We start from the raw sequence: 22,313 nt of genomic DNA, 5'->3' as shown, positions 1-22,313 counted from the left end.
CAAGCGCGCTAGTAACTAAGGTGAATGGCATGAAGAACGTTCAACCAACTGAAGTACCAGAAGGCGCTCAGCTCATTGATGTCCGCGAGAATGACGAGTGGGCGGTGGAGCGCGCAAAGGGCGCGACCCATATCCCAATGAGCGAGATTACGGGTCGCATCCAGGAAATCGATCCGGACAAGGATATCTACGTCATTTGCCACGCGGGCGGTCGCAGCATGCAGGTCTGCCAGTATCTGGAGCATGCGCTGGGCTGGGACACCATCAATGTGGAGGGCGGCACGGATAATTGGAAGGCTTCCGGGCTTCCCATCGAAACGGATTAATTGGCCTTAACCAATCTTTTGGGATTATGATGATGGTATGGCTTCCACGAATAATTCTGTAATCCCAACTGCCCTACTCGAATCCCCGTCGTTCCAGTTGGAGCGCCTCCGCCGCCGCACCCGCGATGGCGTCGAGGCCGCCCTGCAGACCAAGCAGACGACGCTGCGCGAGTACTGGGTCCTTACCTGCCTGGTGGACGCGGATGCCGCGTCGCAGTCCTACCTCTCCGAGACCCTGGCCATTGATGCTTCTGACATGGTGCGTCTTATCGACGCCCTCGAGGACCGCGGCTGGGCCAAGCGCGAGCGCGACCCGAAGGATCGCCGCCGCCAGATCGTCGCGTCTACCAAGAAGGGCGCAAAGGTCCACAAGGACTTGGCGGAGCTTGTTTCCGCCGCCGAGGACGAGGCTTTGGATGAGTCCACCAATAAGCAGCTCAAGCACCTGCGCAAGTTGGCCAAATCCATCATTGCCGCGGACGAAGAAGAGGCATAAATGGCAGGACCCGAATCACGTGTCCCGCAGCAGTACCTTCTAGGTAGCGCGGCTCCGCGGCCGCGCACGCTGTGGGACATCATCACGGCCACCGCGGAAATGCATCCAGACGCCGCCGCGCTTGACGACGGCGAGATCATCACCTACTCCGAACTCATCCACGAGGTCGAACTGTGGGCCACCGAGCTGCACGCCAATGGTGTGCGCCGGGGCGATCGCATCGGCATTCGGATGACCTCCGGCAAGCGCGAGCTCTACCTCGCCATTTTGGCGACCCTGGCGGCGGGCGCGGCCTACGTGCCTGTCGACGCCGATGATCCAGACGAGCGCGCCGAGATGGTCTTCGGCGAGGCCGATATCGATGGCGTTTTTACTGATGAAGGCTTCCGCTTCCTGCGCGATTCCGCGCGCCCGGACGCCCCGGCCGAGGAGTCCAATGCCCCGCTCCCAGAAGACACCGCGTGGATCATCTTCACCTCCGGTTCTACCGGCAAACCGAAGGGCGTGGCCGTGAGCCACCGTTCCGCGGCCGCCTTCGTGGATGCCGAGGCCAGCCTCTTTTTGGTAAACCACCCGCACGGGCCACTCGGCCCGGAGGATCGTGTGCTCGCCGGGCTGTCCGTCGCCTTCGATGCCTCCTGCGAGGAAATGTGGCTGGCCTGGGGCCACGGTGGCTGCTTGGTCCCGGCGCCGCGATCCCTGGTGCGCTCCGGCATGGATTTGGGCCCTTGGCTCATCCGCCGCGATATCACCGTCGTGTCCACCGTGCCTACCCTGGCGGGCCTGTGGCCGGCCGAGGCGCTGGATAATATCCGCCTGCTTATCGTCGGCGGCGAGGCCTGCTCGCAGGAACTGGTAGACCGCCTGGCCACCGAGGACCGCGAGATGTGGAATACCTACGGCCCCACCGAGGCCACCGTCGTCGCCTGTGCGCAGCAAATGCTGCCCGGACGGCCGGTGTCCATTGGCTTGCCGTTGAATGGGTGGGACCTGGTGGTCGTCGATAAGCAGGGCATGCCTGTGGAAATGGGCGGCGTCGGCGAGCTGGTGATTGGCGGCGTGGGACTGGCGTCCTACCTGGATCCGGCCAAGGACGCGGAAAAGTACGCGCCGCTGGAGTCGATGGGCTGGCAGCGTGCGTATCGCACCGGTGACCACGTGCGCCTGGAGGAAGACGGACTGTACTTCGTCGGCCGCGTAGATGACCAGGTGAAGATTGGTGGGCGCCGCATTGAGCTCGGCGAGGTCGAAGCGAACGTCGCAGCGCTGGATAACGTCTATAACTCGGCCGTGGCCGTGCAAAAGACCCCGGGCGGCGAGTCCGTCCTGGTGGGCTATGTTTCCCTCGAGGATGAGGCCAAGGGCTTCGATCACGAGGCCGCGCACGCCCGCCTGGCCGATACCATGCCGGCCGCGCTCGTCCCGCGCATCTGTGTGATGGAAGAGCTGCCGGTGCGTACCTCCGGCAAGGTGGATAAGAAGGCCCTGCCATGGCCACTGCCTGGAGTGGGCGTGGAATCGACCACGCTGACCGAGACTGAGAAGTGGCTCGCGGAACTGTGGGTAGAAACACTCGGCGTATCCGTGGAGGACGAGAACGCCGATTTCTTCTCTCTCGGCGGCACCTCATTGGCGGCCGCAACCCTCGTGGGGCATATCAGGGAGCGCTACCCCAACGTGGCGGTGCGCGACCTCTACGACCACCCGCGCTTGGGTTCGCTGGCCGAGCTCATCGCCGGTGCCGAACCGCGCCCCGCGGCTGCTGACGTCCCCATGCGCGAGGTCACCAAGGTCGGCTTCGGCACCCGCCTCGCCCAGACACTGATTCAGATCCCCGTCATGACGCTGGCCGCCTCCAGCTGGCTGGCCTGGCTCATGTTGGGTTCCACCGTGGCGGCATCGTTGGGCTTCGAGTGGGCCGCGGCCTATCCGTGGTGGCTGGTCATTGCCATGCTCATCGTCTTTGTCACCCCAATCGGCCGCATCCCCATCGGCGGCTACGGCGCGCGTCTTATTACGGCCGGCATCAAGTCGGGCGATTACCCGCGCGGCGGTTCGACGCACCTGCGCATCTGGGCGGCCGAGCGCTGGGCTAATGCCTCCGGCGCGAGCTCCCTGGCCGGTGCCACACGCGTGAATAACTACGCCCGCGCGCTCGGCGTCAAGGTCAAGCGCGGCGTGGATCTGCACTCCCTGCCGCCGGTGACCGGCCTGCTCACGCTGGGCAAGCACGCCGCCATCGAGCCCGAAGTGGACCTTTCCGGTTATTGGCTGGACGGCGATATCCTGCATGTGGGCGCCATCGACGTCAAGGAAGGCGCTCGCGTGGGCGCGCGCTCCACGCTGCTGCTTGGCACCGTGGTGGGCAAGTATGCCCACGTGGAGGCCGGTTCCACCGTCACTGGCCGCAAGAAGATCAAGGACGGCCAGCGCTGGTCGGGCTCACCTGCCAAGAAGGTGGGCCGCTCCAAGCATCGCTTCCCGTCCCATACGCCAAAGCGCCGGCCGTGGTGGGTGGCTATCTATGACGCCACTTCCGTCCTCCTCGCCATCCAGCCGGTTGTTGCGCTGGCGATAGGCGCGGCCATCGTCTTGGCCCTTGTGCATTCCACAGGCGGCGATAGCTTCGTCGGTGCGGTTTTCTTCGCGCCCGTCGGCGCACTGGCGGCCTTTGCCACCTATATGCTGCAGACCTGGCTGGGCGTACGCATTCTCTCGCTCGGCATTAGGCCGGGCGTGGCACCCGTGCGCTCGGTCACGGGCTGGCGCCTGTGGGCCATCGAGCGCCTCATGGACGAGGCTCGCACCAAGCTCTTTCCGCTCTATGCCTCCCAGCTGACTCCAGCATGGCTGCGCTCGCTCGGCGCGGAGATTGGCACCAACGTGGAAATCTCCACCGCGGTCATGATCCCCAAGCTCACCGAGGTCAAAGAGGGTGCCTTCCTGGCCGATGACACCATGATCGGCGGCTACGAGCTCGGCGGCGGTTGGATGCGCACCGGCGAGACCAAGGTGGGCAAGCGCTCCTTCGTGGGCAACTCCGGCATCACCGCACCCGGCCGCAAGCTATCCAAGAACTCGCTGGTTGCCGTTCTTTCTTCTACCCCGAAGAAGACGAAGGCCGGCGCCAACTGGTGGGGTGCGCCACCAGAGCGCATGCGCCGCGTGACCGTGGAGGTGGACTCCCCCGCTAACTCGGGTGAGGCGCTGACCTATAACCCGGGCTTTGCCGTCAAGGCCGCCCGCGGCGTGGTGGAAACCATGCGCCTTTTGGCACCGATGTTTTCCGCCATGCTGCTCGCCGCGACCCTTAGCATGTACTACACGCTTCTCGACGCCCTCGGCTTCCCCCTCACCTGGCTCCTCTCCGGCCTCGTGCTCATGGGCATGGGTGCCGTAGCCATGGCCATTACCGTCGCGGTGAAGTGGATTTGCGTGGGCAAGCACCGCGCGGCTGACCACCCGCTGTGGTCCGCTTTTGTCTGGCTCAATGAGCTGCAGGATACCTTCGTGGAGGTCGTCGCCGCGCCGTGGTTCTTCCAGCACACCTACGGCTCCGGCGAGATCAACCTGGGGCTGCGCGCCCTCGGCGTGGAAATCGGCCGCGGTGCGTGGATCGATTCCTACTGGTTCCCGGAAACGGACCTCATCCGCGTCGGTGCGGCCGCCACCGTGGGCCCCGGCACGGTGGTGCAAACCCACCTTTTCCAGGACCGCGTGATGAGCCTGGATACCGTCACCGTCGAAGCCGGATCTACACTGGCCTCCCATTCGGTGGCGCTGCCTGCCTCACTGATTGGCAAGGCCTCCACCGTAGGCCCCGGCTCGCTGGTTATGCGCGGCGACCGCGTTCCCACCAACGCCGTATGGCAGGGCAACCCCATCGAGCCGTGGAAGCGATAGGCCACCGGCAGGCACCTTCGCCCTACCGCGCGAAGTCCTGATACTTAATCATTTCGCCGGACTTGAAGTCCCAGGCCTCCACTCGGACGCGGTCAGCAAAGACCTTGACCCGCAGTCCGGTGGAGGCTTCTTCCTTTTCTTTGACGATTTTCTCGTCATTATCGCCATCCGGCAGGTACTCATTGAGGATGGCACCGGTATTGACTACCGGGAAGCCGGTGCGGCCGGCCTCGCCCGTGCCGTCGTAGCGGCGGGTTCCCCACCAGTTATTCTGGCGCAGCGAAGAGTGACTGTGGCTGCTAAACCACACGATGTTGTTGTACTTATTGACCACGTTGGATAGCGCTTCAAGGTCTTCGAAATCATTCTGGTACCACGCCGAATGGGACATCGATACCGTCTGTGGCAGCAGCGGATGGCTAAAGACCAGCGCCGGCGTGCCCTTAGCATCCCAATAGGCCAGGCGCTCATCTAACCAATCGAGCTGCTCTTTGCTGATGCGCTGGAACGGCTCCTTGCCGTGGCGCAGGATATCGGAATAGAACTCGGTATTCACCGAAATCAGTGGCACCCCGTCAACTACCTCTTCCTTCCACGGCTTATCCTGGCCGGAGTATTTGAGGAAGCGCTCGAGGTAGGTCTTAGATCCTTCCTTGCCATACATTTCGTGGTTGCCGATGGTCCATAATTCCTTGCCCGAATCGTGCGGCACCTCGCTGTGCGCGGCCAGGAAATCATCCCACTGCTGCTGCGAGCCATTGTCTACCAGGTCGCCGTTGAGCACCAGCGCCCCGGCCTTGTCCTCCATGCCATTCAACTGGCGGACGGCGTCTTTGTAGTCTTGGGGGTCGCCTTGGACGTCGGAAAGCACGTCCACGGTAGCCTGCGGCGAGCCTTTGAGCTCACCCAGCGGCTTGACGACGCCCACGTTGTCCACCGCCCACCACCAGTCATCATTGCCATTGTTGTAGCTGAAGCTGACCTGCATGGTCTTCGCGCCGACCGGCACGTCCACGCCGATGGACTCGTGCTTGGAGAATACGTCTTTGTCATAGGCTGCGATTTCCTGTGCTTCCCCACCATCGAAGGCGACCTTCACCGTCGCGTTCTGTCCTTCCTTGCCCTGGCGGTAATGCTGATCGAATTCCACATTCACTCGGTCCTGCCCCGCCACCGAGATGGCCGGGCTCTTCAGTCCGGCGGTCATAGAATCGCCCTCGGCCAAACGCTGCTGCTTGTTGTCAATGATGGCGAAGGTGTCATGCGCCTGGGTGAAGTAGTGGCGCATATCGGTTCCGGCCGCCCAGGTCCAATGCCGCATATCGCCAAAGGTCCAGCCCTTCCAGCGGGCCTCGCCCGAGTCCACGCCCTGCACGTCGGTCTTCCACCCCTCCGGCGCGTGGTGGGTAAACCATGCCGGGGTATCCACCCCGTCGAAGCTTTCCTGCCACAGCACCCGCGATTCTGTGCCTTCCCCCGGCTGCACATCGTCTCCCGCCGAGGACCCCTCGGACGAGCCCTGGGAGGACCCCCAGGAAGAGCTCGATGAGGAACTCAGCGAGGAGCCCAACGACGAACCCAAAGAAGAACTAAAGGAGGAACCAGAAAGCGAGGACTGGGCCGCCGCAACGGGCGCGCCCACCATTCCGGTGAGCGCCAGGACAGATGAGAAAGCACAGAGTTTATTTTTCATAATTCAATTTCTATCCGTCCTGGGCAACGACGCGGTTACATATACGTAAACTCTTGGCAAGCACTACATGCCTGCCAAGAGTCCTCACTTTGAGGTCCGCGTGAATTTAGGCGTGGCGGTCGAGCCAGTCCACGACGGTATCGAGAGCCTGATCGGCAGCAGGCTCATTAAAGACCTCATGCTTCTGCCCCTCCCAAGTCACATACTCCACATCCTTGGAGGAAATGGAGTTGTACCAATCCTGGGAGAAGTACGGCGGAACGATGCCGTCCTTGGTGCCGTGCATGATGAGCGTCGGTGCGGTGAAGAGGTCCGCATTGACGGCGTCGTAGTTCGCAATCGCCGCCAACTGCAGGGCAGTTCCAGCGCTGGTCTTCTGCGCAATGAGCGGGCTAGAGGCATACTCGTCCTTCACCGCTTGGTTAGTGGAGATGCCATCCGTAAATGGATTAGACAGCTGAATGTCCTTGCTCCACTCCGGCGATTGTGCGCCAATTTCGGTGCGGTGCGGAATCAGGTTCTGCGCATAGTGCGCATTAAAGCTGGTGAGTTGGGCCAGCGGCAAGCGCTCAAAGATGGTGGGATCCAGCTTCTTCTGGGTCTCCGAAATATCATCCGGGGTGATATTCTTTCCGGCCACGTTCTTGCCAGAGAGGTTCAGCGGCGCGCCGCCGCCGTTGGTGATGATGCCATCCACCTTGCCCGGCTCACGGATGCCATAGGCCTCCACGGTCAGCGAGCCCATCGAGTGGCCCAGCAGGAAGGTCTTTACTCCCTGGTTTTCCTCCTTGGCCATGTCCACCACATGATCAAAATCATCCAGAATGTACTGGAAATTATCGCTGTGCCCCAGAGGAACGCTGCCGCCAGCGGACTTGCCGTGCCCACGGTGGTCTACGCGGTAGACGTTGTAACCTGCATCGAGCAAGCGCTTAGCGACGTAATCGTAACGCCCCGAGTGCTCAGATACACCGTGCGCCAAAACCACCGCACCGCGTGGGTTGGCCACCTTCTGCTTGCGGTAGTAGATCTTGACGCCCTCGCCATGAGCGCTGTCGAAGTAGCCTTCCTCATCGGATACCTGTTTTTCCGAGACAGTTGGGCGCCCCAATACATCTGGTTTCTGGTCTGCCGCGGGCGCAGGCGCCGGAACTTCCTGGGCGATTGCCCCTGCCGTGAGCGTGCCAGATACCGCAACTGGTGCCGCCAGTACTGCTGCCGCTGTCAGGCAAGCGGTTAAATGCTTCTTCATCATCACCGTCTCCTCTTGGTGTTGTAGCTCATAATCATTTCCCAGATGAGATTGAGATAACAGTGATGCTAAATATTCTAAGACGGAGACCACAAATAGTTTTCGACAATGCTACCTACGTTTCCGTAACATAACCGCACGGAAATAGCCCTTTAAAACCCCAAATTTCCGCGAAACTATTCCTCCCCATTTACCCCCTTTTGGTACCCCTAAAACAAAAAGCGGGAAACCCGGACTTACCGAGTTTCCCGCCTAATGTGCGGCTAATTTAGCTCAAGCCTAGTCACCAATCTGGTCGCGACCACGCTTGACGATGTTCTCATCGACCTCGCCCACCAGCTCGTGGTCCTTGTTCGTGTACTCGAACTTGGATAGGACATAGCGCATGGCGTTAATACGGGCACGCTTTTTGTCGTTGGACTTAATGGTGATCCACGGCGACTCTTCCGTATCCGTGTAGCGGAACTGCTCTTCCTTCGCACGGGTGTAGTCATCCCACTTATCTAGCGAAGCCAAGTCCATCGGGGATAGCTTCCACTGGCGCACCGGGTCGATCTGGCGAATGGCGAAGCGGGTGCGCTGCTCCTTACGGGTAACCGAGAACCACAACTTGGTCAGGGAGATACCCGAGCCCAGAATCATATTCTCCAGCATCGGAACCTCGCGGAGGAACTCCGCGTGCTGGCTTTCGGTACAAAAGCCCATCACGCGCTCCACACCGGAGCGGTTGTACCAAGAGCGGTCAAAAAAGACGATTTCGCCACCGGCTGGGAAGTGTTCAATATAGCGCTGGAAATACCACGAGGTGGACTCACGCGGCGACGGCTTCTCCAATGCCACGGTGCGAGCACCACGCGGGTTCAGGTGCTCATTAAAGCGCTTGATGGTGCCACCCTTGCCGGCCGCATCGCGACCCTCAAAGATAATGATGTGGCGCTGGCCAGTTTCCTTGGTCCAGTTCTGCCACTTCAGCAACTCAATCTGCAGCGCGCGCTTAACGGACTCGTACTCATCGCGAGTCATACGTTCATCGTAGGGGTAATTTTCACGCCAAGTCTGAACCGGGGAACCATCAGGCATGATCAGCGAAGGATCATCCTCGTCGGTTCCATCGACGACGTAGCCGTCAGTTTTTGCCAGGTCAATCTCGGGAAGGTCGTCGTCTTTAATATCAGCCATGCATTAAGTGTAACCCGAATGTGGGCATCTAGCGCGCTAAATTTTCGCAGTTACCCCTGCCCCAAATGAACAACAAAACAGCAAGAAGGCCTACCGAAACGGTAGGCCTTCTTGCTTCAGTGAGCGTTAAAGCTCAGAACTGAAGGATGTTCTTATGCGAACATGCCGATCAGCTTGGAAGCACCCTTAGCTACTTCAACCAGCGGGGAGGCAACCTTGAAGAGCTCGTCGAAGACGTACTTAATCGGCTCGAAGATGCCCTCGGAGGAAGCAGCGAACTGGGAAATGAAGTCAGACATTTTGTCTCCTTAAGACTTGTTTAGGAAATGAAATTACTTGGAGGAAAGGAAATCAGCGTAGGAAGAGAGGTTCTCGTTGATGCCCTTGATCGGTGCCATCTCGCCACCCAGGAACAGGTGACCGAAGTCCTGCAGGCCGCCAAGAACCTTTGCCCAGCCTTCCCAGGTGTTAACGAAGTTGTCCAGGTGAGTCTGTACGAGGGAGAGATCCATGTTTGAACTCCTAAAATAGATCCGAAGCTTTTCGCCGCGGAGGGGTTTGCAGTTTGCAGACACCCTCAGTGGGCGTCACAAGTAATATTTTGGCACAAGTTCAATCTAAAGCAAGTCAAGTTTGCATAGGTGTCTTCACATCTAGGCCGATTTGATAAGAAAAGAGCTATATCCTATAGGGGGTATTGGAAATTTCTTACCCAATGGCACAATCCCCTGAACTGCATTTTTTCGTTGACAGATCGTTAATTGGGTTAAATAAAATTTAACCCCGTAACGCTTCGGGGTGTAGCGAACGATAGTTATGCCCGTAAACTAGCCTTCTCAAGCGAGAAAATTTTTCTAATCCAGTCCGTTAAAATTACCCCTATACGGGGTCAGTGGGGCGCATGGTTCGCGTGTTAAGTCCCGTGGCGCTGAATTGTAAGCCTGTATGGCCAATGAATCGGGCATTGTGAGTTGAACATGTGCACCGATTAGAAAACCACAGTGACAAGCAGATTCAGCGATTGGCTCGCGAATTAGTGGTGCGCTCATATCGTATCTGCGCAGCAAAGTGGTGCAGACACGCCGAAGCGCCCCGTCTCATGCGCTCTAAAGCACAGAAGCGGGGCGCTCAAAAGGGGCTAGAAGGCCGCTAGGAGCCTTGCCCGAGCCCGTCTCCTAGACCTATCGGGGATTGTACTTAGAAGCCCATGCCACCCATGGCATCAGCATCCGGCATGCCATTGTTGGCACCAGCCGGCTCAGGCTTGTCGGCGACGACAGCCTCGGTGGTCAGGAACAGAGCTGCAATGGAAGCAGCGTTCTGCAGAGCGGAGCGGGTGACCTTAACCGGGTCATTGATGCCAGCCTCCATGAGGTTGACGTACTCACCGGTAGCAGCGTTCAGGCCCTCGCCTGCCGGCAGGGAGGCAACCTTGTCTGCCACAACGCCCGGCTCCAGGCCCGCGTTGTGTGCAATCTGCTTCAGCGGTGCAGACAGGGCCTCGCGGACGATCTTGACGCCGGTAGCTTCGTCGCCCTTAAGGTCATCCAGGGAATCCAGAACGGAAGCGGCCTGCAGCAGTGCTACGCCGCCGCCGGCAACGATGCCCTCTTCCACGGCAGCCTTTGCGTTGCGAACTGCGTCCTCGATGCGGTGCTTGCGCTCCTTGAGCTCAACCTCGGTAGCGGCACCGACCTTGAGGACAGCAACGCCGCCGGAGAGCTTAGCCAGGCGCTCCTGCAGCTTCTCGCGGTCGTAATCGGAGTCAGAGCTTTCGATCTCGGCACGGATCTGCTTGATGCGGCCGTCGATCTGCTCCTGGGAACCAGCACCCTGAACGATGGTGGTCTCGTCCTTGGTGACGACAACCTTGCGCGCCTGGCCCAGGTACTCGAGCTCGGCGGTCTCGAGGGAGAGGCCGACCTCCTCGGAGATGACCTGGCCGCCGGTGAGGATGGCCATGTCCTGCAGGGTGGCCTTGCGGCGGTCGCCGAAGCCCGGGGCCTTAACCGCAACGGACTTGAAGGTGCCGCGGATCTTGTTCACCACGAGGGTGGACAGGGCCTCGCCCTCAACGTCCTCAGCGATGATGAGCAGCGGCTTGCCGGACTGCATAACCTTCTCCAGCAGCGGAACCAGGTCCTTGATGTTGGAGATCTTGGAGGAGACCAGCAGGATGTACGGATCCTCCAGGACTGCCTCCTGACGCTCCATATCGGTAGCGAAGTAGCCGGAGATGTAGCCCTTATCAAAGCGCATACCCTCAGTTACCTCGAGGTCAACACCGAAGGTATTGGACTCTTCCACGGTGATAACGGAGTCCTTGTTTACGGAGCCGTTGCCCACGGTGTACATAGCCTCGGCGATCTTCTCGCCGATGGCCGGGTCAGCAGCGGAAATGCCAGCGGTGGTAGCGATCTGCTCCTGGGTTTCTACTTCCTTGGCGGAAGACAGCAGGGAGTCCACAACCTTCTTGGTTGCGGTCTCGATGCCGCGCTTGATGCCCATTGGGTTGGAACCTGCGGCTACGTTGCGCAGACCCTCGCGTACGAGAGCCTGTGCCAGCACGGTTGCGGTGGTGGTGCCGTCGCCTGCGACGTCGTCAGTCTTCTTGGCAACTTCCTTGACCAGCTCGGCGCCGATCTTCTCGTAAGCATCCTCGAGCTCGATTTCGCGAGCGATGGAAACACCGTCATTGGTAATGGTCGGGGCGCCCCAGGACTTTTCCAGGACGACGTTGCGGCCCTTGGGGCCGAGGGTGACCTTGACGGCGTCGGCAAGCGTGTTTAGGCCGCGCTCGAGGCCGCGGCGGGCCTCTTCATCAAAAGCGATAATCTTTGCCATTGTGTTTGTGCTCCTTGGTTTATTGAGGACGACACTCACGTCTTTCTCGCTGCGGACGCCCGCGACGGCATGGCTGGTGAGTGTGAACCAACCTCAACCACAACGATGTAGATTTATCTAGCACTCATACTGTGCGAGTGCTAACGACCATTCTGGCACTCTCCCACCGCGACTGCAAGAAAAAATGGCGCCCCCGCGAAGGGACGCCATTATATAAGGAATGGATCAGGAACTAGGAGCTCTTCACCGTGCGCTTGGTCCAGCGGTAGATGAACGTCAGCGCGACAATAAAGAGAATCACGCCGACGATGGTGGCAGCCGTGCCGCCCTCGAAGATTTCCAGCGGGCTATCGCCACCGGCAGCGGCGATGATGCCGGCGTTGACCACGCCGAACAGGGACTCACCCACGATGAGACCGGTGGCCAGGAGGGTACCCATACGCTTGGCAAACTCCGGGTGGGATTGCTTCGCAGCCCACTTGTCATAGAAGGTGCCCAAGATGGCACCGATGGGGATGACGATGGTCAGGGCGGCTGGTAGGTACATGCCCATGCCGGCGGCCAGTGGGGACAGCGAGTACTTATCGGTGAACTTGCGCAGGAGCTCGTCAATGATAATAAGGACAGCGCCAATGGCCATCCCGATAAAGATGAGGTTCCAATCCAACGAGCTATCGAAGATGCCGGAAGCAACGGAGGACATCAGGGCGGCCTGCGGGGCGGCCAAGGCGTCTTCGCCGGCGCCTTCCATACCTTGGAAGCCGAAGCCATTGAGCATGACCTGCAGAATCGGCGGGATAACGAGGGAGCCGAAGACCACGCCGATGATGAGCGCTACCTGCTGCTTCCACGGAGTAGCGCCGACGAGCTGACCGGTCTTGAGGTCCTGCAGGTTGTCGTTAGAAATGGTGGCAATACCAAAGACGATGGCCGCGGTGAAGAGCGTGTAGGCCACCAAAGACAAAGGATCCGCAGTGGTGCCGCGGGTGACGGCCGCAATGAGCAGCGAGGCAGCGAGCACGGCGATAATGCCGATGGAGGAAATTGGCGAGTTAGACGCACCAATCAGGCCGGCCATGTAGCCGCACACGGAGGCGATAATCAGGCCTACCAACAGGGTAAAGAGGACGGAGACGGTAATGAGCACGGCCATGTGGTCGTGAATATCAGTACCGCGCACAAAGTCCCACAACAGCAACGCGATAGGCACCATGAACGCCACGATGGTGGTGGCGACATAGGGGAAGGGAATATCGCGCTCGGTGACGTCCACGGCGGAACCGGACTTGCGCGCACGCGAGGAGGCCAGGGACTGCCGGATGCCCACAGCAATGGGAGCGGCGATCTTCAGCAGGGTCCAAATGGCGGCAATGGCCATGGTGCCCACGCCGATGAAGCGGATGTCATCGGAAAAGGTGGTATCGACGACGTCGGCAAGCGCGGTGGCGCCCGTAATATCGCCGGTGGTGAAAATGGGCAGCAAAATGAAGTAGGAAATCACTACGCCAACCAGCATGGCAATGCCTACCGGCAGGCCCACCAAGTGGCCCACGCCGATAAGCGCGGTGGACAGGCTGGTGCCCAGGGTGGTCGCGCCGGCGCCGAGCTTGAAATAAGCGGTGACCTCGGAGGCGGCGGCCTTCATTGCGGCCAGCAGCGCCATGACGGCCGAGGTAATGCCGCCGGCGACGATGACGCGCAAACCCTTGGCATTTTCTTCGTGGCTGGTGCCGGAAGCACTTTCATCGCCCACCTTGAGGACCTCGGCCGCGGCCACGCCCTCCGGGTAGGGCAGATCGGAGCCGGTGACCAAAGCGCGGCGCAGCGGGATGGAATACATCACGCCCAGCACGCCGCCGATGATGCACACGCCGGCCGTCTGCAGGAAGCCAAAGCCCTGCCAGTACCCCACCATCACCAGGCCCGGGAGGACGAAGATGATGGCGGACAGGGTGCCCGCAGCAGAGGCAATGGTCTGCACAATGTTGTTTTCTTTAATGTTGTGGCCCTTGAACCGGCGCAGCACCGCCATGGAAATCACGGCGGCCGGGATGGAGGTAGCAAAGGTCAAGCCCACCTTCAGGCCTAAGTACACATTGGCAGCGGTGAAGATGAGGGTAATCAGGCCACCGATAATGATGCCGCGCAGAGTCAGCTCGGGCAGGGAGGCCTTGGAACCTGCGGCGGATGATGCGTTCGCCATGCCAGGTCCTTTCTATTCTCGGCTATGAAAGTTTCTCGTTTCACCCTGCGTAGCAAACCGCGGCCTGCCACGTCCGTTTCTGTCTGTTTGGCGCCGGTTCCTTCCCGGAATAGGGTCCGAACGGACAGAATCCGCACAGGGTGGAATGAAAAAATTTTAGTTCACCACCCCAGCGTTTTCCTATTCCGGTTGCTCTATAGCTTGGGGCGGGCGGGTACCGTAGAGAACATGACTGCACTTAATGAAAGCATTCGCAACGATCGCGAGACCATTTTCCGCCAGCTCAGCGAGCTCGTGGCCTTTAACTCCGTCCATGACGAGGAAGGCCTGGAGGACCAGACCAAGGGCGCAAGCCAGTGGGTTAAGTCCGCACTGGAAGAGGCCGGAGTGAGCGTGGAAACCATCACCACGGCCGATGGCTCCACCGCCATCTTGGGTGAGTGCAAGGGCGATGAAGGCGCCAAGACGGTGCTGCTCTACTCCCACTATGACGTGGTGCCGGCCGGCAACCGCGAGGCTTGGGAATCCGATCCGTTCACCCTTACCGAGCGCGAGGCTGCCGATGGCTCCACCCGCTGGTATGGCCGCGGCGCCGCCGATTGCAAGGGCAATGTGGCCATGCACCTGGCCGCCCTGCGCGCGGTGGACAATAACGGCGGCACCAAGGTGAACCTGAAGTACCTCATCGAGGGCTCCGAGGAGCGCGGCGGCGAGGGTTTGTCCCAGCTCATCAAGGACCGCCCGGAGCTTTTTGCTTCCGACGCCATCCTCATCGCCGATGCGGGCAACGCCGCTGTGGGCCAGCCGACCTTGACCACGTCCCTGCGCGGCGGCGCGCAGATTGGCGTGCAGGTCGATACCTTGGCCTCCGCCGTGCACTCCGGCCAGTTTGGCGGCGCGGCACCGGATGCCGCCAAGGCGCTGATGCGCGCCATTGACTCCCTGTCCGATGAGTACGGCCGCACCGTTATCGACGGCGTGGATACCACCGCCGAGTGGTCCGGCCAGGAGTACCCGGCCGAAGCCTTCCGCGCCGATGCGCAGCTGCTGGAGGGCACCAAGATCATGGGCGAAGACGACCCGGCCGGTGCCACCCCAGTGGCCAATATGGTCTGGTCCCGCCCGGCCATTACCGTGACCGGCTTTACCTCCACCCCTGTGTCTGAGGCTGTCAACGCCGTGCCCGCCACTGCTTCCGCCCAGCTCAACTTGCGCGTTCCGGCCGGTGCCGATGCCGCCGCGATTGCCGACGCCGTCTGCGATCACCTGCGTTCCCACACCCCTTGGGGCGCACAGGTCAAGGCCGAGGTGCTGGAATCCAACGCTGGCTTTGCCACCGATCCGGAAAAGCCAGCCGCTGCCCTGCTGGGCGAGTGCCTGTCTGAGGCTTATGGCAAGGAAACGGCCGCACAGGGCATGGGCGGCTCCATTCCGCTGACCACGGAGCTGCAGGAGGCTCACCCCAACGCGGAGATCGCTCTCTACGGCGTGGAGGAGCCAAAGTGCACGATCCACTCCGCCAATGAGTCCGTCGACCCCACCGAGATCGAGAACATCGCCGCCGCGGAAGCACTCTTCTTGCAGCGCTATTCCTAAGGCTTGCGCCCCCCTAGCCCAGCCTGGGCCCTTTCTACCGCCGCGGCACTGCGGCGTACCCTGCTCCTTGGGGAGCGGGGTTTCTTTATGCCGCAAAACAGCAGCATATAATACAGTGCCAAAAATAATTCTTTCCAAGCCGTAGAAAAGCCGGTAAAATGGCAAAACGTTGGCCCCGCGCTCGGCCATGTTGCTTGCACTATGCCACCGCGGCATACTCAGCGGCGTGCGGCTCGTGAATGCTCTCGTCTCTCATTAGTTGTGATGCTCGTGGTATTCGCGGCAGCGGGGCAAGAGAACGTGACACAACCAAAAGGAGCGCAGTAACCAACGTGCTAATACTCCTGGGTACTCTCATCGCCGCCACCCTGGTAGCACCGCTGCTCATCATGCGAATGGGTCGCCCGGCATTTGGAATTTTGGCCTTAGTCCCCGGCGCAGGCTTTGTGTGGACGCTCATGCACTTTCTGCGCGGCACCTTCGCAGACGGTGGCGCAGTTAAGCACACTGTGGAATGGATGCCGTCCGCGAACTTAAGTTTTGACCTCCGCTTAGACGGACTAGGCGCGCTATTTAGCCTCATCATCTTGGGCATGGGCGCGTTGGTATTGGTCTACTGCTGGGGCTATTTCGACGGCACGCGGCGCCGCTTGGCCATGTTCGCGGCGCAAATGGTGGGCTTTGCCACCGCCATGTTTGGTCTAGTGGCCGCGGACAATTTCCTACTTATGTACGTGTTCTGGGAGATTACCTCCCTGCTGTCTTACCTCTTGGTTAGCTACTATGCGGAACGAGCCTCCTCCCGCCGCGCGGCACAGCAGGCACTGATGGTCACCGCTCTGGGCGGGCTAACCATGCTCATGGGCATTATCTTGCTCGGACGGCAAACTGGGGCGTGGACCTTTAGTGATATCTCCGCCTATGAGAACTTTGCACAGACGCCCTATGTCACGGTGGCCATCGTGCTCATCTTGGCGGGCGCACTGACAAAGTCTGCAATTGCACCGGCGCACTTTTGGCTCCCCGGCGCGATGGCGGCACCGACTCCAGTCTCCGCTTATCTCCACTCCGCCGCGATGGTTAAGGCCGGCATCTACCTAATCGGGCGCCTGGCGCCCTCAATGTATGAGGTGGCCACCTGGCACGTGGTGGTTATCTCCCTAGGCGTATTTACCATGCTGCTCGGCGGCTGGATGGCGCTCAAGCAGCGCGATCTGAAGCTGATTTTGGCTTATGGCACCGTCTCCCAGCTAGGGTTTATCACCTCCATCATGGCCGTAGGCTCGCGGGAAGCCATGCAGGCCGGTCTCGCGCTGACCTTTGCACACTCGCTATTTAAGGCGGCGCTTTTTATGGTCGTCGGCGCTATCGATCACTGCTCAGGCACAAGGGATATCACCAAGCTATCCGGATTGGGGCGCAAAGAACCATTCCTCTTCGGCATTGCGATCATTTCCGGGTTCTCCATGGCCGGCGTCCCACCTCTATTTGGCTTCGTGGCCAAAGAAGCCGTGCTGGAAGCCACCATGCACGAGGAGCTCTTGGTCGGCATGCCACGCAATATGATGCTTGTGGCCTATGTCCTCGGTTCTATCCTCACGATGGCCTATACGCTGCGCTTTTTGTGGGGTGCCTTTGCCACCAAGAAGGAGGTCAATGGAACGGAACCGGCAGAGGCCGTCGCCAAGATGCATCCCGTAACTATGGGATTATGGCTCTCTCCTGCCCTGCTCACTGCCCTAACCGTGGCACTTGGTGTGTTCCCCAAGCCCCTATCGGCCGCCTTTGACCAGCATCTCGACTCCACCTTCGCCCCGAAGGAGCATAGCGAACTAGCCCTGTGGCATGGACTTACGGTGGCACTCGGCCTCTCCGCACTCATTATCATGGGCGGTATTATTATGCACTGGCAACGCCAGGTCCTGGTCAAGTGGCAATTCGCCTATCCTGCGCTGGGCAATGCGGATGATGCCTATGATTCGGTCATCGCTCTTTTGCGCCAGCTCTCGCTGCGCACGACGGCAACCACGCAGCGCGGCTCCCTGCAGGTGAACTTGACGGTTATCTTTGCCACATTGATGCTGCTGCCACTGGCTATGATCATCAAGGGCGATCTCACCGATATCCGCATGATTGTGGCGGAAAATCCTTGGCAGATCGTCGCCGCCTTCATCATCATGGTGGCCGCCGTAGCCGCCACGGTCACCGATAATCGTTTATCAGCCGTGATCATCGTCGGGGTGACTGGCTATACCCTCGCCTTCATCTTCGCTCTGCACGGTGCGCCGGACTTGGCGCTGACGCAGCTGCTGACTGAGACCATCGTGATGGTTCTTTTCATGCTGGTTCTGCGCCGCATGCCGGCCTCCACCGAGTGGAAGCAGGACCCCAAGATGGGGCGCCTGCGCGCGTGGCTTTCCGTGGGCACGGGCCTTACCGTCACCGTGGTGGCGATGTTTGCTATTAACGCACGTCAGTCTAAGCCCATCTCCGAGTTCATGCCGGATCTGGCCAAAGAGATTGGACACGGCGCCAATGCTGTCAACGTCTTGCTAGTGGACTTGCGTGCCTGGGATACCTTTGGCGAAATCACGGTGATCATCATCGCCGCACTGGGCGTGGTTTCTCTGATTTATCGCACCCAATCCTTCGGCCGCGAAAGCCGCCGTCCCACCCTGCGGGTTACCGGCCGGCGGTGGCTGGCCGCCGGGGTGGAATCAGAGCAAGCGCTCAACCGCTCGCTGATGATCGATGTCTCCACGCGCGTGCTCTTTCCGTCCATGGTCGCACTGTCCTTCTACTTCTTCTTCGCCGGCCACAATGCCCCTGGCGGCGGCTTTGCCGGCGGCCTCGTCGCAGCGCTAGCGCTCATCTTGCGCTACCTGGCTGGTGGGCGCGCGGAGCTAGAAGAAACCCTGCCTATCGATGCCGGCCGCACCATGGGCACCGGTCTCTTGCTGTCCGCACTGGCCACGGTGACCCCGATGTTCTTTGGGCACCCGCCGCTTACCAGCGGATACACCTCGCCGGAGATTCCGCTCATCGGCAAGGTTTCACTGCCTTCAGCGTTGGTCTTTGACGCAGGTGTCTACCTCATCGTCGTGGGGCTCACGCTCTACATCCTGAATTCCTTGGGCGCCAAACTGGATGAGGAAGAGGATATGCGTAAACAACGCGCCCGCGACCGCGCTCGCTCGCTGGCCCGGCAGCAACGCCAACGCACCGCCAAGCAAAAGGCGCAACGGGCCCAGCGCAAGGAAAAGAAACAAGCCGCTACAGCAAGCACAACCGCCACCACAGGGAAGGAGAAATAAATGGAAGCCAACCTCTTCCTCCTCTTGGCCGCCGGTGTGCTCGTAGCCGCAGGCGTCTACCTACTCCTGGACCGCGCCATGACCAAAATGCTGCTTGGACTGTTGCTTTTGGGCAATGGCGCCAACCTCTTCTTGCTGCAGTCCGGCGGTTCGGCCGGTTCCCCGCCTATCGATGGCCGCGAGTCGGAGCCTTACGGCGCCGAGATTGCGGATCCACTGGCGCAGGCAATGATTCTGACCGCCATCGTCATTTCCATGGCGTTGACGGCTTTCATCCTCACCTTGGCATACCGGCAGTACCGCTACCGTACAGACGATGTCATTGAAGATGACGCGGAAGATACCGCAATTGCCGCCAAGGCCGCACGTCCCGGCAATGCGGCCGCCAGCCCGGACCACGATGCATCCAATGATCCTGCTACGGGCCGCGCCACCAAGCAAGGCGATAACTTCGGCCCTGCATCCTTCGAGGAACCAGTAAAGGGGGCCCGCGATGAGTGAAACCGTCCAGCCGCTTGTCGATGCCCTCTTTCCCTACATCGGATACCTCATTCCGCTGCCGATTATCATCCCCGCAGTGGCCGCGGCCCTCGCATTGATTTTTGGCCGCATTCCCAATGCGCAGCGCCAGATCGTGTTTTTCTCGCTGCTCATTACCGCGGTGGTTAATGCCGTCCTCATCCTCATTGCGGATTTTGAAGGCATCCAAACCCTGCAGATAGGAGGTTGGGATGCCCCGGTGGGCATCACGCTCGTGGCGGATCGCCTATCTGCGGTCATGCTCTTTACTTCCTCCGTAGTGCTGTTTTCTGTCATTTGGTACGCCATTTCCCAGGGCGTGCGCGATGGCACCAAGGACGAGCCGGTGGCCGTATTCCTGCCCACCTACATGCTGCTGACCATGGGCGTTAATATCTCCTTTTTGGCCGGCGATCTCTTCAACCTCTACGTGGGATTCGAGGTCTTCCTCGTGGCGTCCTATGTGCTGTTGACCCTAGGCGCCTCAGCCGGTCGAGTTCGCGCCGGCGTGGGCTACGTGATGGTGTCCATGGCTTCGTCAATGATCTTCTTGCTCGCGCTGGGGTATGTGTATTCCTCCGTAGGCACGATGAACATGGCACAGATCGGCCAGCGCATGCAGGATCTCCCGGAAGGCACCCGCACCGCGATCTTTGCCACGCTGCTCGTTGCCTTTGGCATTAAGGCGGCCGTCGTTCCGCTGGACGCTTGGCTGCCGGACTCGTATCCCACGGCGCCTTCACTAGTCACTGCGGTTTTTGCCGGCCTTCTGACCAAGGTGGGTGTCTACGCCATCATCCGCGCCCGCACTTCCATTTTCACTGCCGGCGGCCTCGATACCGTGCTCATGTGGGTGGCCCTAGCCACGATGCTGGTGGGAATTTTGGGCGCCATCGCACAGTCCGATATTAAGCGCCTTTTGTCCTTTACACTGGTCAGCCACATTGGCTACATGATCTTCGGCGTTTCGCTCGGTACCGCGCAAGGGCTTTCCGGCGCCATCTTCTACGCCGTGCACCACATTTTGGTGCAAACCGCGCTATTTTTGGTGGTCGGACTGGTCGAGCGCCAGGCCGGAACGTCTTCGCTGCGCCGTTTAGGCTCGCTAATGTATTCTGCCCCGCTCATCGGAATCTTGTATTTCATCCCTGCCATTAACCTGGGCGGCATCCCGCCGTTCTCCGGTTTCCTGGGCAAGGTCATCCTGCTGCAAGCCGGTGCGAATGAAGGCTCCTGGATGGCATGGGTGCTCATCGTCGGTGCGGTGGTTACCTCGCTGCTCACCCTCTACGTCATGATGTTGGTGTGGGCCAAGGGCTTTCAACGCGACCGCGCCGATGCCCCAGAGGGCAACGTGGCGCTCGCCCGCCCGGCCCCGCTTTCCGATATCACCGATGAGGTGGAATTTTCTTCTCGCCAGGATGTAGGCAGGGTGCCCTTTGGCATGATCGCCTCTACGACCCTGCTGGTGGCAGCGTCTACCTCGATTACCTTCTTGGCCGGACCGATTTCCGGTATCACCTCACGCGCGGCCGAATCCGCGCAGGATACGTCCATTTACCAGTACGCGGTACTGGGCGACCGCGCGGATGACCCCACCCGCCACCTCAACCAGAAGGAGCGCTACACCGGCGGCGCTGATTCCTATAAGAATCGCCGCAACCCTTCCCCGGAGGTGGAGCCGCCGGATTCAGCGGGTTTGGATGCCCGCACCGACCCGGAAGCCGGTGGGCGCGATGCGCATTCCACCGACGTAAAGTCCCCGGATGCCGCCAAGAGGAAGGATATTAGCGATGACTAACACGCGCTTTTCCGGCCTGCGCCACCGCTTCCGCCCGTGGTTCATCGTCTGGCTGGTAGTCATGTGGTGCATGCTCATGGGCGAGGTCACCGTGGGCAACCTCGTGGCCGGGCTGATCATCGGCGTCGTCATTGTCTTTGCCCTGCCGCTGCCGGCCATGCCTATCGCCGGCATTGACGTCTCTTGGGGCAAGCTCATTGCCTTCATGATCCGCTGGTTCTGGGAGTTGTTCTACGCCTCGCTCAAGGTGGGATGGTTGGCCGTGCGCCCGCAGCCGGTGCCCATGACCGCCATCTTGGAGCTGCCCATGCGCTTGGATAATGAGTTCGTACTCTCCCTGGCCGTAACACTGTATAACCTGCAACCAGGCGGCACGGTGACCGATATTGACATTGCAAACCGCATGATTACCGTCCATATCTTGGATGCCCACGATGAGGAACAAATCCAGCGCGAAATCAATGCTGTGGCCCGTTTGGAGGCCTCATTCATCGAAATCTTTGAAAGGAGCCACCCCTAATGGATCCCCAGATCTATAACGCAATTTTGCTGGTGGCCGCCGCGCTGCTGGTGGTCTCCTTCCTCATCACCCTCTGGCGCATTGTCACCGGCCCCAATTCGCTGGACCGCTTGGTGGGCATGGATGGCTTTACCGCGATGTTCCAGTGCGCGCTGGCTACCTATATGTGCTGGTCGCTTAACACGACCGTGGTCTCAGCCATGCTGGTCATTGCGCTGCTGGGATTCATCTCCACCGTATCCGTCACCAGGTTTAGGAAGAGGGATAGCCAATGAGCTGGTCCTTTATTGCAGATGTACTCTCGCTCATCCTCATTATTGGCGGCAGCGTCCTTACCTTGGCCGCGGCCATCGGCGTCGCCCGGTTCAAGGACACGATGTCGCGCGTACACGCGGTGAGCAAGCCACAGACCACCGGTCTCATCCTCACCATTCTGGGCGCGTTTATCCGCATCACGGGCGCGGAATCCTTCAGCGTAGCCGAGCGCGGGGATTTAGGAATACTCGTTTTGCTGGTACTGTTTGCCATGTTCACTAGCCCGGTAACCGCGCAGCGCACCTCGCGTATCGCACGCCGTGAGGGTCTGTACGGCACCGAGGAAACCATGTCCCGCAACGACCGACCCGCCGCGAAGTCGCTGCGCCGCAAGTAGGAGACGCTTTTCACC

Annotated in this window: 17 protein-coding genes; 10 read left to right on the top strand and 7 right to left on the bottom strand. The window is 60.2% G+C overall.

Annotation, left to right across the window (positions count from 1 at the left end; translation table 11 throughout):
• Nucleotides 1-29 precede the first annotated feature (29 nt).
• From BKN05_RS03425 to BKN05_RS03415, 3 genes are read left to right on the top strand one after another with little or no spacing between them, the layout of a single operon-like run.
• Nucleotides 30-326, top strand: coding sequence for a rhodanese-like domain-containing protein (locus BKN05_RS03425; RefSeq protein ID WP_239236070.1), 297 nt, complete (start codon nucleotides 30-32; stop codon nucleotides 324-326).
• A gap of 37 nt (nucleotides 327-363) precedes the next feature.
• Nucleotides 364-822: a MarR family winged helix-turn-helix transcriptional regulator gene (locus BKN05_RS03420; RefSeq protein ID WP_198492088.1), complete on the top strand. Its 459-nt coding sequence runs from the start codon at nucleotides 364-366 to the stop codon at nucleotides 820-822.
• A complete protein-coding gene (locus BKN05_RS03415; protein WP_286687971.1) occupies nucleotides 823-4,725 on the top strand; it encodes a Pls/PosA family non-ribosomal peptide synthetase in 3,903 nt (1,300 codons plus the stop codon).
• Nucleotides 4,726-4,747: 22 nt separating this feature from the next.
• On the opposite strand, the gene BKN05_RS03410 is transcribed toward BKN05_RS03415, so the two are convergent.
• The 7 genes from BKN05_RS03410 to BKN05_RS03380 all read right to left on the bottom strand — a co-directional run bounded on the left by BKN05_RS03410 (nucleotide 4,748) and on the right by BKN05_RS03380 (nucleotide 13,896).
• Nucleotides 4,748-6,418, bottom strand: a complete 1,671-nt coding sequence (locus BKN05_RS03410) for a metallophosphoesterase family protein (RefSeq protein ID WP_286687970.1) — start codon at nucleotides 6,416-6,418, stop codon at nucleotides 4,748-4,750.
• A 106-nt stretch (nucleotides 6,419-6,524) separates the two neighbouring features.
• A complete protein-coding gene (locus tag BKN05_RS03405) occupies nucleotides 6,525-7,673 on the bottom strand; it encodes an alpha/beta hydrolase (RefSeq protein WP_286687969.1) in 1,149 nt (382 codons plus the stop codon).
• A 276-nt stretch (nucleotides 7,674-7,949) separates the two neighbouring features.
• Nucleotides 7,950-8,849 (bottom strand): polyphosphate kinase 2, encoded by a 900-nt coding sequence (gene ppk2 / locus BKN05_RS03400; protein WP_023019951.1) that lies wholly within the window; start codon nucleotides 8,847-8,849, stop codon nucleotides 7,950-7,952.
• Nucleotides 8,850-9,001: 152 nt separating this feature from the next.
• Nucleotides 9,002-9,148: a hypothetical protein gene (locus BKN05_RS03395; RefSeq protein ID WP_286687968.1), complete on the bottom strand. Its 147-nt coding sequence runs from the start codon at nucleotides 9,146-9,148 to the stop codon at nucleotides 9,002-9,004.
• Nucleotides 9,149-9,181: 33 nt separating this feature from the next.
• Complete coding sequence (locus BKN05_RS03390; protein WP_286687967.1) at nucleotides 9,182-9,361, bottom strand: hypothetical protein; 180 nt, start codon at nucleotides 9,359-9,361, stop codon at nucleotides 9,182-9,184.
• Between the two features lie 685 nt (nucleotides 9,362-10,046).
• Nucleotides 10,047-11,693 carry a chaperonin GroEL gene (gene groL / locus BKN05_RS03385; RefSeq protein WP_086588229.1) on the bottom strand — a complete coding sequence of 549 codons (1,647 nt, stop codon included), beginning with the start codon at nucleotides 11,691-11,693 and terminating at the stop codon, nucleotides 10,047-10,049.
• 232 nt (nucleotides 11,694-11,925) lie between these two features.
• Nucleotides 11,926-13,896, bottom strand: a complete 1,971-nt coding sequence (locus tag BKN05_RS03380; protein WP_286687966.1) for an OPT family oligopeptide transporter — start codon at nucleotides 13,894-13,896, stop codon at nucleotides 11,926-11,928.
• Between the two features lie 228 nt (nucleotides 13,897-14,124).
• On the opposite strand from BKN05_RS03380, the gene BKN05_RS03375 reads away from it, so the two are divergent.
• The 7 genes from BKN05_RS03375 to BKN05_RS03345 all read left to right on the top strand — a co-directional run bounded on the left by BKN05_RS03375 (nucleotide 14,125) and on the right by BKN05_RS03345 (nucleotide 22,298).
• Nucleotides 14,125-15,492, top strand: a complete 1,368-nt coding sequence (locus BKN05_RS03375) for a dipeptidase (protein WP_286687965.1) — start codon at nucleotides 14,125-14,127, stop codon at nucleotides 15,490-15,492.
• Nucleotides 15,493-15,824: 332 nt separating this feature from the next.
• The gene (locus tag BKN05_RS03370) at nucleotides 15,825-18,806 is read left to right on the top strand and encodes a Na+/H+ antiporter subunit A (protein ID WP_286687964.1); all 2,982 of its coding nucleotides are present in this window, start codon (nucleotides 15,825-15,827) and stop codon (nucleotides 18,804-18,806) included.
• Nucleotides 18,807-19,307 (top strand): Na(+)/H(+) antiporter subunit C, encoded by a 501-nt coding sequence (locus BKN05_RS03365; protein ID WP_284787248.1) that lies wholly within the window; start codon nucleotides 18,807-18,809, stop codon nucleotides 19,305-19,307.
• Nucleotides 19,300-21,126 (top strand): Na+/H+ antiporter subunit D, encoded by a 1,827-nt coding sequence (locus BKN05_RS03360; RefSeq protein ID WP_286687963.1) that lies wholly within the window; start codon nucleotides 19,300-19,302, stop codon nucleotides 21,124-21,126. The genes BKN05_RS03365 and BKN05_RS03360 overlap by 8 nt, the downstream gene beginning before the upstream one ends.
• On the top strand, nucleotides 21,119-21,646 hold the full coding sequence (locus BKN05_RS03355; RefSeq protein WP_286687962.1) for a Na+/H+ antiporter subunit E: 528 nt from the start codon (nucleotides 21,119-21,121) through the stop codon (nucleotides 21,644-21,646). Before BKN05_RS03360 ends, BKN05_RS03355 begins: the two co-directional genes overlap by 8 nt.
• The gene (locus BKN05_RS03350) at nucleotides 21,646-21,921 is read left to right on the top strand and encodes a monovalent cation/H+ antiporter complex subunit F (protein WP_250408944.1); all 276 of its coding nucleotides are present in this window, start codon (nucleotides 21,646-21,648) and stop codon (nucleotides 21,919-21,921) included. Before BKN05_RS03355 ends, BKN05_RS03350 begins: the two co-directional genes overlap by 1 nt.
• Nucleotides 21,918-22,298: a monovalent cation/H(+) antiporter subunit G gene (locus BKN05_RS03345; RefSeq protein WP_150850887.1), complete on the top strand. Its 381-nt coding sequence runs from the start codon at nucleotides 21,918-21,920 to the stop codon at nucleotides 22,296-22,298. Before BKN05_RS03350 ends, BKN05_RS03345 begins: the two co-directional genes overlap by 4 nt.
• Nucleotides 22,299-22,313: the final 15 nt, after the last annotated feature.

The sequence above is a fragment of the Corynebacterium sp. S5S1 genome (genome assembly GCF_001913985.1).
Classification (GTDB): Bacteria; Actinomycetota; Actinomycetes; order Mycobacteriales; family Mycobacteriaceae; genus Corynebacterium; species Corynebacterium marquesiae.
Note: the sequence above shows the minus strand (reverse complement) of the source record. Positions and strands in the feature narration are given on the sequence as shown.

Coding starts and splice junctions, on each gene's coding strand:
- BKN05_RS03350 (WP_250408944.1), top strand. CDS start 21,646: ATGGATCCCCAGATCTATAACGCAATTTTGCTGGTGGCCGCCGCGCTG.
- ppk2 (WP_023019951.1), bottom strand. CDS start 8,849: ATGGCTGATATTAAAGACGACGACCTTCCCGAGATTGACCTGGCAAAA.
- groL (WP_086588229.1), bottom strand. CDS start 11,693: ATGGCAAAGATTATCGCTTTTGATGAAGAGGCCCGCCGCGGCCTCGAG.
- BKN05_RS03365 (WP_284787248.1), top strand. CDS start 18,807: ATGGAAGCCAACCTCTTCCTCCTCTTGGCCGCCGGTGTGCTCGTAGCC.
- BKN05_RS03380 (WP_286687966.1), bottom strand. CDS start 13,896: ATGGCGAACGCATCATCCGCCGCAGGTTCCAAGGCCTCCCTGCCCGAG.
- BKN05_RS03425 (WP_239236070.1), top strand. CDS start 30: ATGAAGAACGTTCAACCAACTGAAGTACCAGAAGGCGCTCAGCTCATT.
- BKN05_RS03390 (WP_286687967.1), bottom strand. CDS start 9,361: ATGGATCTCTCCCTCGTACAGACTCACCTGGACAACTTCGTTAACACC.
- BKN05_RS03375 (WP_286687965.1), top strand. CDS start 14,125: ATGACTGCACTTAATGAAAGCATTCGCAACGATCGCGAGACCATTTTC.
- BKN05_RS03410 (WP_286687970.1), bottom strand. CDS start 6,418: ATGAAAAATAAACTCTGTGCTTTCTCATCTGTCCTGGCGCTCACCGGA.
- BKN05_RS03360 (WP_286687963.1), top strand. CDS start 19,300: ATGAGTGAAACCGTCCAGCCGCTTGTCGATGCCCTCTTTCCCTACATC.
- BKN05_RS03420 (WP_198492088.1), top strand. CDS start 364: ATGGCTTCCACGAATAATTCTGTAATCCCAACTGCCCTACTCGAATCC.
- BKN05_RS03405 (WP_286687969.1), bottom strand. CDS start 7,673: ATGATGAAGAAGCATTTAACCGCTTGCCTGACAGCGGCAGCAGTACTG.
- BKN05_RS03345 (WP_150850887.1), top strand. CDS start 21,918: ATGAGCTGGTCCTTTATTGCAGATGTACTCTCGCTCATCCTCATTATT.
- BKN05_RS03395 (WP_286687968.1), bottom strand. CDS start 9,148: ATGTCTGACTTCATTTCCCAGTTCGCTGCTTCCTCCGAGGGCATCTTC.
- BKN05_RS03415 (WP_286687971.1), top strand. CDS start 823: ATGGCAGGACCCGAATCACGTGTCCCGCAGCAGTACCTTCTAGGTAGC.
- BKN05_RS03355 (WP_286687962.1), top strand. CDS start 21,119: ATGACTAACACGCGCTTTTCCGGCCTGCGCCACCGCTTCCGCCCGTGG.